The following is a 14,927-nucleotide window of genomic DNA, read 5'->3' as shown; positions in this document are numbered from 1 at the left end:
CTTCATGCCGTCCACGCCCACCACAGCCACGCCCCGTCCCCGCTCGCGCACCCGCCGCGTGCTGCGCGCGCTGGGCTGGACGCTGGCGGGTCTGCTGCTCGTCGTGCTGCTGCTCGCCGCAGGCACCTGGTGGTGGCTGGGCTCGAACAAATCATTGGCCTTCGCGCTCGCCCAGGCCGCACAGCGCCTGCCCGCGGGCCAGACGCTCGAGAGCCGCGACGTCACCGGCTCGCTGCGCACCGGCGGACGCATCGGCTGGCTCAAGTGGCAAAGCGAGAGCCTCGCGGTCGAGGTGAACGACGCCACGCTCGGCTGGCAACTCGCCCCGCTGTTCCAGCGCAAGGTGCAGCTCGGCGAGATCCACGCGGCGAGCCTGTCCATCGAACGCCGCGGCCCGCCCAGCGACACGCCGACCGAGCCGCTCGCGCAGATCGCGCTGCCCGTCGAAGTGGCCGAGGTGCCCTTCCGCATCGACGAGGTGCGCTGGGCCGGACCGCCCGCGCTGGAAGCCAAAGGCCTCGCGGGCCGCTACAGCTACCTGGCCGCGCAGCACGCGCTGGACATCGAAGGCGTCGACATCGCCGACGGCCACTACAGCGCCCGCGTGCGGCTGCAGGGCCCGGCACCGATGGCGCTCGACGCCACGCTCGACGGCCGCGTGAAAGCCCCGCTCGCCGAAGACCGCCACATCGAAGTGCAGGCCAAGGCCTCCGTGAAAGGCACGCTGGCCGGCCCCGAGGCGCGCCTGCAGGTCGCCGCCGACCTGCAGCCCACCGAGCCCGACGCCGAAGCGCCCATGGCCGCCCAGCTGCGCGCGCAGATCGCGCCCTGGCTGCCGCAGCCCGTGGTCGAAGCCAAGGCCGACCTGCGCAACGTCGATGCCGCCAGCCTCTGGCCCGGCGCGCCCCGGACCCGGCTCACCGGCACCGTCGAGCTCGCGCCCGACGCCGCCACCGGCCCCGCCGCGTGGAAGGCCTCGGCCGACATCCGCAACGCCGTCGCCGGCCCGTGGGACGAACAGAAGCTGCCCCTCGAGCAGGTCCAGGCCCAGGTCGGCTTCGACGGCACGACCTGGACCGTGCCCGAAGCCACCGTGCGCGCAGGCGGCGGCCGCATCGACGCCGAAGGCAGCTGGAGCCCCGCGCCCTCGCCCTGGCAAGTGCGCGCCACCGTGCGCGGCGTGCGGCCCGGCGCGCTGTACAGCGAGCTGTCGGGCGCGCCCGTCGGCGGACAGATCAGCGCGCGGCAGGCCGAAGATTCCGACACCCTCGTCTTCGACGTGGCCCTCAGGGCCGAAGGCAACGGCGGCGCCGGCAGCAAGGCGCTGCCCGGCTTCGGCCTGGACCGCGCACTGGCGCAGGGCCAGTGGAAAGACCAGGTGCTCGACCTGCGCACCCTGCGCGTCGAAGCGATGCGCGCCAGCATCGACGGCAAGCTGCAGGTGCGCGTGGCCGATCAAGCCGCCAGCGGCAAGCTCGCCCTCTCGCTGCCGGGCGGCAGCGCGCAGCTCGACGGCCGCATCGCGCCCACCACCGGCGGCGGCGACCTCCAGGCACGCATCGACGACGCCGAAGCCATGCAGCGCTGGGTGCAAGGCCTGCCGGGCCTGTCGAGCGTGTTCGCGAACGCCAGTGCCAAGGGCAGCGCCCGGCTCGACGCCAGCTGGCAAGGCGGCTGGCAGACCGTGCAGCGCCGCATCGAGAACCCCGGCGCCCCGGCAGCACGCGGCAACGCCGAGCCCAGCCTCAAGGCCGCGCTCGCCGTGCCGCGCCTCGATCTGGGCCTGCCCGCCGCCCAGCCCGGCGGCACGGCCACCAATGTGCAACTGCGCGCACTGCAAGCCGACCTCGCCGGCAGCATCGCCCAGGCCACGCTGACGCTCAAGGGCGAGGCCACCACCGGCACGCAGAAGCTGGCGCTCGACACCCGCGCCAGCGGCGGCCTCGCCAGCGCCAACCAGTGGCGCGCCACCCTCGCCAGCCTACGACTTCAAGCGCAGGACACCGTCACCGCGCGCCCCGGCCAGGGCCCCTGGGTGCTGGAGCTGGGCCGTGAAGTCACGGCCACCGTGCGCGCCGCCGACAACCGCCTCGACGTCGAAGCTTCCGCCGCCGACGCCACCCTGCGCGGCCCGCTGCCCGGCACCGTGCGCATCGACTGGCAGCCGCTGCGCTTCAACCAGAGCGGCGCCGCGCCCAACCGCGTGTTCCGCCTGCAGTCCAAGGGCCAGATGCAGGGCCTGCCGATGGCCTGGGCCGGCGCGTTCGGCGCCAACGCCACGCTGAGCGAACTCGGCATCAGCGGCGACCTGCTGTTCAACGGCGACTGGGACATCGACGCCGGCGACACCCTGCGCGCCAAGGCCCGCCTTGCGCGCCAGAGCGGCGACATCCGCGTGCAGGCCGGCGAGGCCGCGCTCGTCACCCGCATCACCAGCACCGGAACCGGCACCGCGAGCGAACGCACCATGAGCTCGGCCAGCGGCAAGAACGAGGTCAACGGCGTCGATGTCACCGCCACCCCGGCCGGCCTGCGCCGCGCCGAACTGCAGCTCGACGCGCAAGGCGACGCCGTGCGCGCCACCCTGGCCTGGGACAGCGAACGCGCCGGCCGCCTCGACGCCGAACTCGGCACCCGCATGCAGCAGCGCAGCGGCGGCTGGCAATGGGCCCCCGACGCGCCCCTGAACGGCACGCTGCGCGCCGCGCTGCCCAACCTGGGCGTGTGGTCGATGCTCGCGCCGCCCGGCTGGCGCATCGCCGGCACGCTCGACGCCAACGCCACCCTGTCGGGCAGCCGCACCGCGCCGCGCTGGAACGGCACGCTCGGCGCCGACCAGCTCGCGCTGCGCGCGCCGGTGGAAGGCCTCGACCTGCGCGACGGCCGCCTGCGCGCCTCGCTCACCGGCGACCGTTTGGAAATTGCCGAGTTCACGCTCAGGGGCGGCGCCGGCAGCAACGCGCGCATCGGCGGCCAGAGCGGCAACCGCAGCACCGCCGCCAGCGAAGCGCGCACCGACGGCGGCTCGCTCACCGCGCGCGGCGACCTCAGCTGGGGCAGCAACAACAGCACGACCAGCACCGGCATCCGCATGGCCCTGCAGGCCGAGCTGCGCGCCCTGCGCGTGCTGGTGCGCACCGACCGCCAGGTGTCGCTGTCGGGCAACCTGCAGGCGCGGCTGGACGACGGCCAGTTCAACGTGCGCGGCAAGCTCAAGACCGACCGCGCCGTCATCATCCTGCCCGACGAGACCGCGCCCAGCCTGGGCAGCGACGTCGTCGTGCGCTCGGCCGCCAAGGACAAGGCCGCCGCCGAGGCCGCGCAGCGCGAAGCCGCCAAGGCCGACGCCCAGGCGGCCAAGGCCGCCAAGCCCCAGACCGCCAAGCCGCCCGACATCGTCGTCACCTTCGACCTGGGTGACGACTTCGCCGTGCAGGGCCGCGGCATCACCACCCGGCTCGAGGGCGAACTCGAAATCCGCAGCACCCGCCTCGATGCCCCGCCGCGCATCACCGGCGAGGTGAAGACCGTCAAGGGCCAGTACCGCGCCTACGGCCAGCAGCTCGACGTCGAGACCGGCATCGCGCGCTTCAACGGCCCCTTCGACAACCCCGCGCTCGACATCCTGGCCATCCGCCCGAACATTGCGCAGCGCGCCGGCGTGCAGATCACCGGCTCCGCGCAGTCGCCCCGCGTGAAGCTCTACGCGGAGCCCGCGCTGTCCGACGCCGAGACGCTGTCATGGGTCATCCTGGGCCGCGCCTCGGCCACCAGCGGCGGCGAGTCGGCCCTCTTGCAGCAGGCCGCCCTGTCGCTGCTCGGCAAGATCGGCGGCACCACCACCGGCGGCAGCCTGGCCAGCCGCTTCGGTCTGGACGAACTCGGCTTCAAGGGCCCCGGCAACGGCGGCGACCTGCGCGAGTCGGCCGTCACGCTGGGCAAGCGGTTGTCCAAGGACTTCTACATCACCTACGAACGCAGCCTGGGCGGCACCTTCGGCACCCTCTTCATCTTCTACGACCTGACCAAGCGCCTCACGCTGCGGGGCCAGGCGGGGCAGACGAGTGGGGTGGACCTGATCTACACGGTGAAGTACGACTGAGGGCGGCCGGGACACCCCAAGCTGGTAAAGTGCGGGCCGCGCCGCAGCAGCAGCAGCGGCGCACACCGTCTTCGTAGTTCAATGGATAGAACGGGGTCCTCCTAAGACTCAGATACAGGTTCGATTCCTGTCGAAGGCACCAAGGGACCGCATCGTGCCGTCTCTTGCATGAATCATTCAATCTTGTTAGTTCAGCTGGGTGAACAGAGCACGATAGTGCTCCGCGCAAATCCAACGGTATGAAGGCGAAGCCTCATTGGGTTTGGGACTACCGAATGATCTTCGACAGATCATGCATTGACGAAACGCAGCATGAAGTGGCTTTCGTCTGGTACCGCGCGCTTCAGTTGCACATGACTGAGATCCGCTTCTTTTAGGTGCTCACGGACCTCGAGTTCAACAGCAGCCGTACACCGGGCCCCAAGCACAACTGCAGTCACGGCGTTTGGCGGAAAACTGAACAAGTGAATCGGGAACGGATCCGCAGAAACGGTATGACTCGCGTCCGCCAACGCCTGCAGCACTCTCCACTCGCGCTCGTACGCCCAATGTGCGCTCTTGACGAAGAACAACTCAACAGTATCCATTTGACTCAAGGGTAGGTTCGGTCGAGTGTCTCGGTAGCGGACTCTTCGTACGTGCCTCATTTCGTCAGAAGGACTTCGACGCTGGTCGAAGAACTGAGACGTGGAGTCAAATTCGACAGCGAAGCCAGCATGGCTATCCGCGTAGTGAGACCACATCAGCAAATTGTCTTGCGCCTCACATAGACATAGCGCGCCCAACGATTCATCAAACTTGCGATATAGAACGCTGGCGCCTTTGAGGATGTGATCACTTGCTTGCTCGAGGAATTTCTCCTGCAATCTTGCAAATTCTTTTTTGTATATCTCGAACCACTGCTCAAGCGGAGCAAGTTGATGGCCTTCCCTTACCAAGTCGACGTACTTTGATGTAATTTTCTCGTGCATATGAACCCTGTATGCCTCTACCATCTCTTCCTTGGTCGCAACTCCCGCGAAAAATGGTCGCCCTTCGAAAGGGTCATTGAATGCACCAAGAGGGCTGAAACGCAGCATCCTTGTTCGAAGCACATCCGCGCGCGCCGCGCCAAAGTACTTGTACAGACGACGAGGAAGATCAGGGAGTACTGTGCTCATGGGCTTGCTTAGGAGGGCAAAAAAATACGCTTCAATACTTACATTAACCGATCGGAAGGAATTCTGATCGGCGCTGGCAAAAATCGACCGCGATACTCACCCCATTGCCCGGGTTGATCTACTTTGAAATTTTTTTCAACCTCAAACCCAGACCTCGTACTCTCGGAACTCGCGAATACATCCACCTATGAACTACGACAACCCTGCCGCTCGCCTTCTTTCCATATTGGAGCGGGTAAAGGATTTTCCGCAGAAGCATTCTTGTCTAGAGGTTTGGCAGATTCTTCTAGACACAAAGGACAACGTCACCCTCGTAGATCGGCTAGGGAAGCTAATGTCGCTGCCACGCCAAATTGTGCTTGCATTGCAAGAGGATCACCCTGACGCGGATGGCACCTGGGACCATTGGGCGAACGTCGTGAACGGTGCATTCATGGTGCAAAACCTGCACGGCCATTGGGAGTCGTTCAGGAACAATATTGATGCCAACACGCTCACAATGCTTCGCTTATCAGCGAGCCTTCTGCGAGCGAAGACAAACACCGCACTGGTGGAAACCGAGCAGCTCCTAGCATTAAGGGAGGAACTCTCTGAGATTCTTTCAAGCGTTTTGGGGGCTCCCATCGCTCCGGAGATCAAGAAATATCTGACTAGACGACTTCGAGAGATCATCACGATGATCGAGGAATACAAACTCACCGGGGCACTTCCCCTACTTGACGAAATAGAAACAACAGTAGCGCACTGTGCTTTCGACCCTGGATATCGAGCGTTCCTGACGGACACCGATCTTGGAAAGCGTTTGCTTGAGAACCTCGCCGCGTTGGCAAACGTAGTTACCGTTGCAGTAGGAGTCCCTCAACTCGCGCAAGCCATACAGAAACTGTTGCACTAAAAGTTGTGCTCTCGATCTGATAAACGCGCGCCTCCCCATGAGATCGGCAGCCTGGTTTTCAGTCTTCTCGAGTTCGCAGTTGCCAGGGCGTGGTAGGTCTCTTTTTCTTTCCCATGGACAACATTTGATGTCCCGGCATGCGGCAAAACCGCACGCAGAAAGTTCGGGCTCGTCCAGTTTCCGTCCTTCGCTTAGTGGCACGGAGAACCAGCAGCCCATGACGAAAACAAACCCCGAAGAGCGCTCGAAGATAGGCCGCCCCCCATTGCCGGACGACCTGCGCAAGAAGAGTGGTTCGATCCGCCTCACCCCCAATCACTGGGCCAAGTTGAGGCGGTTGGGTGCCGATTGGTTGAGCCGGGCCCTCGATCAAGCGAAGGAACCGACCTCGAGGCAATGACGTGAACGCCGCGTCTCAGGGCGTCTCGCGGTCGTGCCAGACGGTCGCGATCTTCTGAGGCAAATCAAGGCGGCCGGAACGGTGGTGGAACACCGAACCAGCCTGACCACAACGTGCAAACCCTAGAAAGAACCGCACACCATGGCTACCAAGAAGTCTAGCAACACCGTCCCCCGCGCCTTCACTCGAGCTGCACCGCCCAAGCCGGTACAGCATCCGCCTCAAGAAAAAGACTTTCTTGACGCCGACCGGCGCGAAGTCATCTGCAGTGCGGCATGCGAGTCGCTGGACTGGCTGAGCATCCTGCAAACGCTTGTCGAATCCGACTCCTTCGACCCGCACACACTCTCGCGTCGGCTTCCCGGCATCCTCGGGCGGCTCGACGAACTCAGCAGCGTGGTCCTCTCCGGCATCGATGACCCGAGCCACCCAACGGCGACCTTGCGCCAGTGCCTCGCCTTCCTGCCATCCGGAGCGAATGACGCGCACTGAGCCGGACACCGCCGCCCCGCCGACTCGAACGGCGGCGGCCCCCTGATCTGTTGTCACTCCCCCGGCGGGATGCACTGCGCCGCCCCCGCGTACGCCCCGCCCCGCGCAGCGACGAGATTTCAATCGACGCCCCGACGGCGCGCTGGACTACTTTTGGATGCATCGCGTAACGGCATGCTGTCCTTCGTAGCAAGAGACAAGCAACAGGGGGCAAGCGATGAACAAGACCGAGGCCTTGGCGGCCATGGTGGAAGTGGCACGGATCGGGCGCGGCATGACGCCCGCCGATGCACTCACGCAGCTGGGCGAGCTGATCGCGCAGGAGTCGCCGGACGATCCGGCGCATGACGTGAAGGTCGAAAAGCTGCTGCGCCTCGGCGCCTGCATCTGGTCATTGCGGCGCGGGGTGTTCCTGCCCGAGCCGCCCGGGCGCAGCGACGAACCGGAAGCCCCGCCGGTGCAGCGACCCCGCGAGATCGCGCCCATCGGCACGGTGCCCGCGCGCGCATCGCACCCCGTCTCCCACCACCCGGTGATCCCGGCCCTGAGCACGTCGGTGCACTACGGGCTCGCGTCGGCCTTCACACCACCCGAAACTCCTCCACCACAAAGGCCGTGATCTCCGCCAGGAAGGTCTTCGCGTGCGCCATGGTGCGCTGGCCTTCGGGCGAGGCAAAGGCGGCGTTCAGCGTGTCGGGGTTCTCGAACCACAGCTCGACGATGCCGTCGATCGGCAGCTCGGCGTAGCCGCAGGGTGTGCCCTTCTCGAACTCGCGCGCGACGACCACGTTCTGGCGGTAGCCGGCCACGCCGGGCATGCGGCGCACGTGGTCGGCGTGCACCTTCCATTCGCGGCGGAAGTCTTCTTCCGACTGCGCGACCGGGCGTCGCAGGGTCGAGATGCGCTTGAGCATCGCCGGCCCCGCCGACGATGCGGGCGACGGTGGCGCGATGACCTCGGTCTGCTCGACCGTCACGATGTGCAGCCCGCCCAGAAAGTGCTGCTCGTCGGCGCGGATCTCCGCGGCGAGTTCGCCGATGTTGAAGGCCGCATCGGCCTGCGCCGCGGCGTCGAACTGCAGCTGCGAGAAGCCGTCGAAGTCCCACGGTCCGCGCGCGAAGTCGATGCCGCGCTGCAGCCGGTCGGTCACGCGGTTCTGGCGGTAGGCGCGCAGCGTGGGCAGCCGCGCGACGAGCGGGCCGTGGCGTTCGCGCCAGTGGCGGCTGAAGGCCTCGTCGGTCCAGCCGGGCTGCTTGCGGATCAGGCCCATGCGCAGGGTCGTGGTCGTCGTGGGTTCGGTCATCGGTCGGTCTCCTTGTGGGGTTGCGCGTTCTCTGCCTCGGCGCGCGCACGCGCCAGGCCGGGCGCACGCTTGGCGAGCCACACGCCGTGGCGCACGGGCCAGCGCTGGTACTGCGGATCGGCGCCGAGCGCGGCGGCCGCGTGGTGCGGCCAGTAAGGGTCGAACAGGGCTTCGCGGCCGAGCGCGACGAGGTCGGCCTGCTCGGCGGCGAGCACGGCCTCGGCCTGCTGCGCGTCGACGATCATCCCGACGGCCTGCGTGACCACGCCGGCCTCGCGCCGGATGCGTTCAGAGAAGGGCACCTGGAAGCCCAAGCCGCGCGGCACGGGCAGCGCGCGCGTCTCTTCGGTGAGGCCGCCGGACGAGCAATCGATCACGTCGACGCCGCAGCGCTTCAGCTCGCGCGCGAGCACCACCGAGTCGTCGAGACTCCAGCCGTCGAGCGTGCCGTCCACGGCCGAGAGGCGGCAGAACAGCGGCTTGCCGGCGGGCCATGCGGCGCGCACGCGCTGCGCGATTTCCAAGGCGAGCGACATGCGGTTCTCCCGGCTGCCGCCGAGCGCGTCGTCGCGGTGGTTGGCGTTGGGCGACAGGAAGCTCGCCACCAGATAACCATGGCCGAAGTGCAGCTCGACCACGTCGAAGCCGGCCTGGTCGGCGCGCACGGTGGCATCGACAAAACACTGCACGACCTCGGCCATGTCCGCCGCATCGAGTGCGCGCGGCGCCGACCAGCCGGGGCCGGCCGCGAGCGCGCTGGGGCCCAGGCGCTCCCAGGGTTCTTCATCGGCCGCCATGCGCGCCGGGTCGATGGCCGCCCCGCCCTCCCACAGCGGCTCGCTGCCGGCCTTGCGGCCCGCGTGCGCCAGCTGCACGCCGATGGCGCTGCCTTGCGCATGGACGAAGTCGACCACGGCCTTCAGCGGTGCGATCTGGCTGTCGTTCCACAGGCCGAGGTCGGCGGTGCCGATGCGCCCGCGCGGATCGACGGCGGTGCTCTCGGTGAGGATCAGGCCCGCGCCGCCGAGCGCGAACTTGCCCAGGTGCACCAGGTGCCACGGCGTGGCATGGCCGCGCTCGGCGGCGTGCTGGCACATGGGCGAGATGACGATGCGGTTGGCCAGCGTGAGCTCGCGCAGCTGCACGGGCTGGAACAGCAGGGGAAGAGAAGAATCAGGCATGTGAAGGAATCAAGGGGCCGGCGCAGCCACCGGCCGCGTGCCGAGCCAGGTGCCGGTCATCACCGCGGCAAAGCCGAACAGGTGCCACCACGTGAGCACTTCGCCCAGCAGCAGCGCCGCGAACAGCACGCCGAACACCGGCACCCAGTAGAGAAAGACGGCCGTGCGCGCCACGCCGATGACGGAGATCGCACGGTTCCAGATGAGGTTGCCCGCGGCAGTGGCCGCGATGCCCGAGAACAGCACCAGCGCCCACGGCCACAGGCCGGGAAAGAGCTGCGCCGCACCGAGCCGCGACGGCCCGAGCAGGGTGTGCACCACGAGCATGAACGTGCCGATGAGGTAGATGACCCAGCTGATCGACAGCGGATCGATCTGCCGCGCCAGCCGCTGCACGCCCACGCCGCCGACCGCGAAGCTCACCACCGACAGCGCGAGCATCAGGTCACCGATGCCGGCGCTCGACAGCCCCGCGCCCGGGTGGCTCAGCACCACCGCCGCCACGCCCGCGAAGCCCAGCGCTACGCCCACCATGCGGCGCGGCGTGAAGCGCTCGCCGAAGACCAGCGCGGCCATCAGCGCCGACACCAGCGGGCTCAGCGCCATGATGAGCGCGCCGTTGGTGGCGGTGGAACGCAGCAGCCCCTGCGCGAACAGGATCTGGTTGCCGTAGACCATGAGGAAGGCGCAGCCCGCCATCACCGCGAGCTGCCGCGCCGTGAGCCGGGGCACGCCACCGCGCCGCCACAGCACGATGGCGCTGAGCGCGATGCACGCCACGCCCATGCGCAGCGCCGCGAGCGGCAGCGTCTCGAAGGAGCCGGTGAGCGCCTTCACGGCCGAGACGTTCACGCCCCACACCAGCATCGCGAGCAGCATCCAGCCCTGCACGGACGCGGGCGTGGCGCCGTGCGAGGGCGCGGGTTGGTTCACCTTAGCTTTCGAGCGCGTTCCACATTTCGATGTCGCGCTCGGCGGTCCAGATGCGCGGGTGCACATGGCCCGTCGCCTCGTCGTAGGCGCGGGTCACGTCGAAGGGCATGCAGTGGTCGAAGATCACCCAGTGGCCGTAGGTCGGGCGCAGCGCGGCCACGGTTTCCTTGTAGATCACGTTGAGCGACTTGCCCTCGGCCACGCCGTTGTTCACCAGCGTGTAGACGTCGGAGATGAAGGCGCGCGTGGAGGCAATCGCCTTGCGCACGTCGGCGGCGTTTTCCAGTGCGGCACCGCGGCCGGGCACCAGCTTCTCGAAGCCGAAGCCGGCCAGGCGGTCCAGCGTTGTGGGCCAGTCGCGGAAGTAGCAGTCGCCCGCGTAGGCGGTGCTCTGGTATTCGACGAGGTCGCCGGCGAAGCAGATCTTCTGGTCTTCGAGGTAGGCGATGGTGTCGCCCTTGGTGTGGCCGCGGCCGACCTGCGCGATCTTCACTTCGAGCTTCTTGCCGAGCCACACGCTCATGGTGCCGTCGAAGGTCATGGTGGGCCAGGTGAGGCCAGCGGGCACCGACTCGACGTTGCGGAACAGGCGCGGGAAGCGACCGATCTCGCTGGCCTTGTCCTGCTCGCCGCGCTCGACGATCAGGTCGTAGGTGTCGCGGCTGGCCAGGATCTGCTCGGCGCCTTCCTTGAAGTACGCCGACGCGCCCAGCACGCGCACCGCGTGGTAGTGGCTCAGCAGCACGTACTTGATGGGCAGCGGCGTGACTTCGCGGATGCGGCGGATCACGTCCTGCGCCATCGCGGGCGTGGCCTGGGTGTCGACCACCATCACGGCCTCGTCGCCGATGAAGACGCCGGTGTTGGGGTCGCCCTCGGCGGTGTAGGCGTAGGCGTTCTCCGAGAGGCGGGTGAACGAGACCTTCTTTTCTTCGAGGTCGGCCTGGCTGGCGAATTTCTTGGTGGTCATGGGAGTTCCTTTGATGTGAGCGGTGAATTCAATGCGTGCCGAGGTACGCCGACTTCACCTTGGGGTTGTCGAGCAGCTCGCGGCCGGAGCCTTCGAGCGTGATGCAGCCGGTTTCGAGCACGTAGGCGCGGTCGGCCACGCCCAGCGCCTGCTTGGCCATCTGTTCCACCAGCAGGATCGTGAGACCCGAGCTGCGCAGCTGGCGGATGGCATCGAAGATGTCCTTGATGATGAGCGGCGCCAGGCCCAGCGAGGGCTCGTCGAGCAGCAGCAGGCGCGGCTCGCTCATGAGCGCGCGGGCAATCGCGAGCATCTGCTGCTCGCCGCCCGACAGCGTGCCGGACAGTTGATGCTCGCGTTCTTTCAAGCGAGGGAAGCGCGCGAACTCGCGTTCGATGGCGCGCTCCACGAAGGCCTTGTCGTTGCGGCGCGAGTAGGCGCCCAGCATCAGGTTCTCGCGCACGGTCTGGTCGGGGAACACGCCGCGCCCCTCGGGCGACAGCGCCACGCCCAGGCCCACGCGCTGGTGCGCGGGCACGTGCGTGCAGTCCTTGCCGTCGATGAGCACGCGGCCTTCGGTCACGGGCTCCAGCCCGACGATGCTCTTGAGCAGCGTGCTCTTGCCGGCGCCGTTGGCGCCGATGATGGTGACGACCTCGCCCGCGCGCACTTCCAGGCTCACGCCCTTGACGGCCTCGATGGCGCCGTACGAGACCTTCACCGATTCTATTTTCAACATGATGGTTTCGGTCCTCTGGCTCAGGCGGGCACTGCTTCGGATTCTTCGTCGTCCACGCCCAGGTAGGCCTCGACCACGCGCGGATTCGACTGCACCTCGGCGGGCTTGCCTTCGGCGATCTTCACGCCGTAGTCGAGCACGATCACGTGGTCGGAGATCGACATCACCAGGTCCATGTGGTGCTCCACCATCAGGATGGACACGCCGCACTTTCCGATGCGCACCAGCAGTTCGCCGAGCTCGGCCGTCTCCTGCGGGTTGAGGCCGGCGGCGGGCTCGTCGAGCAGCAGCAGTTGCGGCTCGGTGGCCAGCGCGCGCGCCAGCTCCACGCGGCGCTGCAGGCCGTAGGGCAGGCTGCCGGCGGGCCAGTGCGCCAGGTGGCCCAGGCCCACGAGGTCGAGCAGCTGCAGCGCGCGCTCGCGCGTGGCGCGCTCCTGCTTGCCGGCCGTGGGCCAGGCCACGAGCGACGACAGGAAGCCGTTGCTCATGCGGCTGTGCCGTCCGAGCATCACGTTGTCGAGCACCGAGAGGTCGGCGAACAGGCGCAGGTTCTGGAAGGTGCGGCCCATGCCCAGGCAGCAGATGGTGTGCGCCGGCTGGCCCACGATGTTGCGGCCCAGGAAGCGGATCACGCCCGCGTCGGGTTCGACCACGCCGGTGAGCATGTTGATCATGGTGCTCTTGCCGGCGCCGTTCGGGCCGATGAGCGCATGGATGTGGCCGCGCTGCAGGCGGAACGACACGTCCTGCGCCGGCTTCACGCCGCCGTACGACTTGGTCACGCCCTGCACCACCAGCAGCTCGCCTTCGCCGCCGGGACCGATCCGGCCCGGCACGCCGTTGCCGGCCGCCCCTTCGCCGCGGTGGCGCGACTTCAGGAACCACCTATTGAACAGGCCCACCACGCCACCCGGCATCACATACAGCGCGAACAGCAGCAAAAAGCCGTACAGGAAGTGCTGCGCCGAAGGCCAGCGCGCGAGCAGCGCGTCGGTCGCCGTGAGCAGCACCGCGCCCACGATGGGGCCGTACATCGAGCCCGCGCCGCCGAACAGCACCAAGAGCAGGATGAAGATCGACAGGTGGAAGGTGATGAAGTCGGAGTTGATGTACTGGTTCTGCTGCGCCACGAGCGCGCCCGCGATGCCGCAGGTGACGGCCGCGACCACGAAGGCCATGACCTTGGCGCGGTACACGCGCACGCCCACCGACGACGAGGCGATCTCGTCCGCCTGCAGCGACAGCAGCGCGCGGCCGAAACGGCCCTGCAGCAGGTTGCGCAGCAGCAGGTGCAGCGCGGCGCTGAGCACGATGCCCAAAATCACCCATTGCACGCTGCTCAGCGGCTGGCCGTTCCAGGTCAGCGGGCGGATGCCGTAGATGCCCTGCGCGCCGCCGAACACGTCGGTCCATTCGCCCACGAGCTTCTCGACCACGATGCCGAAGGCCAGCGTGACCATCGCGAGGTACGGGCCCTTCACGCGCAGCGAAGGCAGCGCGATGAGCACGCCGCACACGCCGGAGACGACGGCCGCGATCACCAGCGCGAGCCAGGGGCTCAGCTCGGTGCGCGAGGTGATGAGCGCGACCGCGTAGGCGCCGGCCGCGAACAGGCCGGCCTGGCCCAGCGATTTCTGTCCTGCATAGCCGACCAGCACGTTCATGCCGGCGGCACACAGGTAGTAGACGCACATCATGAAGGCGATGCGCAGGTAGTAGTCGTTGCCGGACAGCGAGACGAGGCCGCACAGCACGGCCGCCACCAGCACCACGGCGGCGGGATGGGCGAGGCGCTTCATACCTTCTCCACCGTCGAGCGGCCGAACAGGCCCGTGGGCCGGAACGCCAGCACCAGGATCACGAGCGCGAACACCGCGACCTCGCGCCACTGCGCCTGCCAGAGGTTCACCATCGACTCGAGCACGCCCAGCAGGAAGCCGCCGATGACGCAGCCGCGCGGGTTGCTCAGCCCGCCGATCATGGCGCCCGAGAAGCCCTTGAGCCCCACGGTCAGCCCCATGAAGAGCGAGGCCTGCGCGATGGGCGCGAGCAGGAAGCCCGACAGCCCCGCCAGCGCCGAGCTGACGACGAAGGCGCCGATCATCATGGCGTTGGTGTTGATGCCCATGAGGCTGGCCACATTGCCGTTCTGCGCCACGGCGCGCATGGCCTTGCCGATCATGGTGCGGTTCATCACGCGGTCGAAGCCGATCATCACGACCACGGCCACGCCCAGCGTGAGCAGTTCCTGCGGGCGCACGCCCACGCCGAACATGCGGATCACGGTGTCGCCCACGGGCGCGGGCACCACCACGGGCTTCGGGCCCCAGATGGCCAGGCCCACGCTCTGCAGGATCACGCCGAAACCCAGCGTGCTCATGACCCAGGCCATGCCCGGGCGGCCCGCGAACGGACGCACGCCGAGCACGTAGAGCAGCCAGCCCAGGAGGCCCATCACGCCGAGCGCGGCGACCAGCGCGAACAGCTGCGCGCCCGCGCCGGGCACGGCGTCGCCGAAGGTGGTGGAACTGAGCGGCTTGCCCAGCACGAGGAACAGCGCGCTCATGCCGATGAACGCGCCGGCCGAGACGAACTCGCCGTGCGAGAAGTTCAGCGTCTTGGTCGTCGTGAACGTGATGCTGAATCCGAGGGCCACCAGCGCATAGGCACCGCCGACGGCGAGCCCGCTGATGAGCGCCTGCAGGAGCGCTTCAACCATGGTGTGTATCTCCGTTGCGGAACGGGGCCGCG

Annotated in this window: 12 protein-coding genes and 1 tRNA gene; 5 read left to right on the top strand and 8 right to left on the bottom strand. The window is 67.9% G+C overall.

Annotated features, from left to right (window positions below; translation table 11 throughout):
• Nucleotides 1-4: 4 nt before the first annotated feature.
• Both AC07OX_RS22580 and AC07OX_RS22575 read left to right on the top strand, forming a co-directional pair.
• Nucleotides 5-4,102, top strand: coding sequence for a translocation/assembly module TamB domain-containing protein (locus tag AC07OX_RS22580; RefSeq protein WP_495262337.1), 4,098 nt, complete (start codon nucleotides 5-7; stop codon nucleotides 4,100-4,102).
• Between the two features lie 67 nt (nucleotides 4,103-4,169).
• Nucleotides 4,170-4,244: transfer RNA gene (locus tag AC07OX_RS22575), tRNA-Arg, on the top strand.
• Between the two features lie 148 nt (nucleotides 4,245-4,392).
• On the opposite strand, the gene AC07OX_RS22570 is transcribed toward AC07OX_RS22575, so the two are convergent.
• The gene (locus tag AC07OX_RS22570; RefSeq protein ID WP_495262338.1) at nucleotides 4,393-5,262 is read right to left on the bottom strand and encodes a DUF2971 domain-containing protein; all 870 of its coding nucleotides are present in this window, start codon (nucleotides 5,260-5,262) and stop codon (nucleotides 4,393-4,395) included.
• A 187-nt stretch (nucleotides 5,263-5,449) separates the two neighbouring features.
• On the opposite strand from AC07OX_RS22570, the gene AC07OX_RS22565 reads away from it, so the two are divergent.
• The 3 genes from AC07OX_RS22565 (at nucleotide 5,450) to AC07OX_RS22555 (ending at nucleotide 7,668) form a co-directional block, all read left to right on the top strand.
• A complete protein-coding gene (locus tag AC07OX_RS22565) occupies nucleotides 5,450-6,157 on the top strand; it encodes a hypothetical protein (protein WP_495262339.1) in 708 nt (235 codons plus the stop codon).
• Nucleotides 6,158-6,698: 541 nt separating this feature from the next.
• Nucleotides 6,699-7,049: a hypothetical protein gene (locus AC07OX_RS22560; protein ID WP_495262340.1), complete on the top strand. Its 351-nt coding sequence runs from the start codon at nucleotides 6,699-6,701 to the stop codon at nucleotides 7,047-7,049.
• Between the two features lie 217 nt (nucleotides 7,050-7,266).
• Nucleotides 7,267-7,668 carry a hypothetical protein gene (locus AC07OX_RS22555; RefSeq protein ID WP_070062744.1) on the top strand — a complete coding sequence of 134 codons (402 nt, stop codon included), beginning with the start codon at nucleotides 7,267-7,269 and terminating at the stop codon, nucleotides 7,666-7,668.
• On the opposite strand, the gene AC07OX_RS22550 is transcribed toward AC07OX_RS22555, so the two are convergent.
• Genes AC07OX_RS22550 through AC07OX_RS22520 form a run of 7 tightly spaced genes read right to left on the bottom strand, consistent with a single transcriptional unit; the run spans nucleotide 7,631 to nucleotide 14,895 of the window.
• Nucleotides 7,631-8,353, bottom strand: coding sequence for an EthD domain-containing protein (locus AC07OX_RS22550; protein WP_495262341.1), 723 nt, complete (start codon nucleotides 8,351-8,353; stop codon nucleotides 7,631-7,633). The two genes, AC07OX_RS22555 and AC07OX_RS22550, sit on opposite strands and share 38 nt — an antisense overlap.
• A complete protein-coding gene (locus AC07OX_RS22545; RefSeq protein WP_495262342.1) occupies nucleotides 8,350-9,534 on the bottom strand; it encodes an NADH:flavin oxidoreductase/NADH oxidase in 1,185 nt (394 codons plus the stop codon). Before AC07OX_RS22545 ends, AC07OX_RS22550 begins: the two co-directional genes overlap by 4 nt.
• A 9-nt stretch (nucleotides 9,535-9,543) precedes the next feature.
• Entirely contained in the window at nucleotides 9,544-10,467 is a 924-nt protein-coding gene (locus tag AC07OX_RS22540; RefSeq protein WP_495262343.1) for a DMT family transporter, read from the bottom strand.
• A 1-nt stretch (nucleotide 10,468) separates the two neighbouring features.
• Nucleotides 10,469-11,437 carry an MBL fold metallo-hydrolase gene (locus AC07OX_RS22535; RefSeq protein ID WP_095746773.1) on the bottom strand — a complete coding sequence of 323 codons (969 nt, stop codon included), beginning with the start codon at nucleotides 11,435-11,437 and terminating at the stop codon, nucleotides 10,469-10,471.
• Between the two features lie 28 nt (nucleotides 11,438-11,465).
• Complete coding sequence (locus tag AC07OX_RS22530; RefSeq protein ID WP_495262344.1) at nucleotides 11,466-12,176, bottom strand: ABC transporter ATP-binding protein; 711 nt, start codon at nucleotides 12,174-12,176, stop codon at nucleotides 11,466-11,468.
• Nucleotides 12,177-12,196: 20 nt separating this feature from the next.
• Entirely contained in the window at nucleotides 12,197-13,975 is a 1,779-nt protein-coding gene (locus tag AC07OX_RS22525; protein WP_495262345.1) for a branched-chain amino acid ABC transporter ATP-binding protein/permease, read from the bottom strand.
• Nucleotides 13,972-14,895 carry a branched-chain amino acid ABC transporter permease gene (locus tag AC07OX_RS22520; RefSeq protein WP_062469725.1) on the bottom strand — a complete coding sequence of 308 codons (924 nt, stop codon included), beginning with the start codon at nucleotides 14,893-14,895 and terminating at the stop codon, nucleotides 13,972-13,974. The genes AC07OX_RS22525 and AC07OX_RS22520 overlap by 4 nt, the downstream gene beginning before the upstream one ends.
• Nucleotides 14,896-14,927 lie beyond the last annotated feature (32 nt).

The sequence above is a fragment of the Variovorax sp. GW821-FHT09D07 genome (genome assembly GCF_059416345.1).
The sequence above is the reverse complement of the archived record's forward strand: the minus strand, read 5'-3'. Positions and strand labels throughout refer to the sequence as shown.

Excerpts from the sequence above, each read along its gene's own strand:
- AC07OX_RS22555 (WP_070062744.1), top strand. The coding sequence starts at position 7,267 with ATGAACAAGACCGAGGCCTTGGCGGCCATGGTGGAAGTGGCACGGATC.
- AC07OX_RS22530 (WP_495262344.1), bottom strand. The coding sequence starts at position 12,176 with ATGTTGAAAATAGAATCGGTGAAGGTCTCGTACGGCGCCATCGAGGCC.
- AC07OX_RS22560 (WP_495262340.1), top strand. The coding sequence starts at position 6,699 with ATGGCTACCAAGAAGTCTAGCAACACCGTCCCCCGCGCCTTCACTCGA.
- AC07OX_RS22520 (WP_062469725.1), bottom strand. The coding sequence starts at position 14,895 with ATGGTTGAAGCGCTCCTGCAGGCGCTCATCAGCGGGCTCGCCGTCGGC.
- AC07OX_RS22580 (WP_495262337.1), top strand. The coding sequence starts at position 5 with ATGCCGTCCACGCCCACCACAGCCACGCCCCGTCCCCGCTCGCGCACC.
- AC07OX_RS22545 (WP_495262342.1), bottom strand. The coding sequence starts at position 9,534 with ATGCCTGATTCTTCTCTTCCCCTGCTGTTCCAGCCCGTGCAGCTGCGC.
- AC07OX_RS22525 (WP_495262345.1), bottom strand. The coding sequence starts at position 13,975 with ATGAAGCGCCTCGCCCATCCCGCCGCCGTGGTGCTGGTGGCGGCCGTG.
- AC07OX_RS22550 (WP_495262341.1), bottom strand. The coding sequence starts at position 8,353 with ATGACCGAACCCACGACGACCACGACCCTGCGCATGGGCCTGATCCGC.
- AC07OX_RS22570 (WP_495262338.1), bottom strand. The coding sequence starts at position 5,262 with ATGAGCACAGTACTCCCTGATCTTCCTCGTCGTCTGTACAAGTACTTT.
- AC07OX_RS22535 (WP_095746773.1), bottom strand. The coding sequence starts at position 11,437 with ATGACCACCAAGAAATTCGCCAGCCAGGCCGACCTCGAAGAAAAGAAG.
- AC07OX_RS22565 (WP_495262339.1), top strand. The coding sequence starts at position 5,450 with ATGAACTACGACAACCCTGCCGCTCGCCTTCTTTCCATATTGGAGCGG.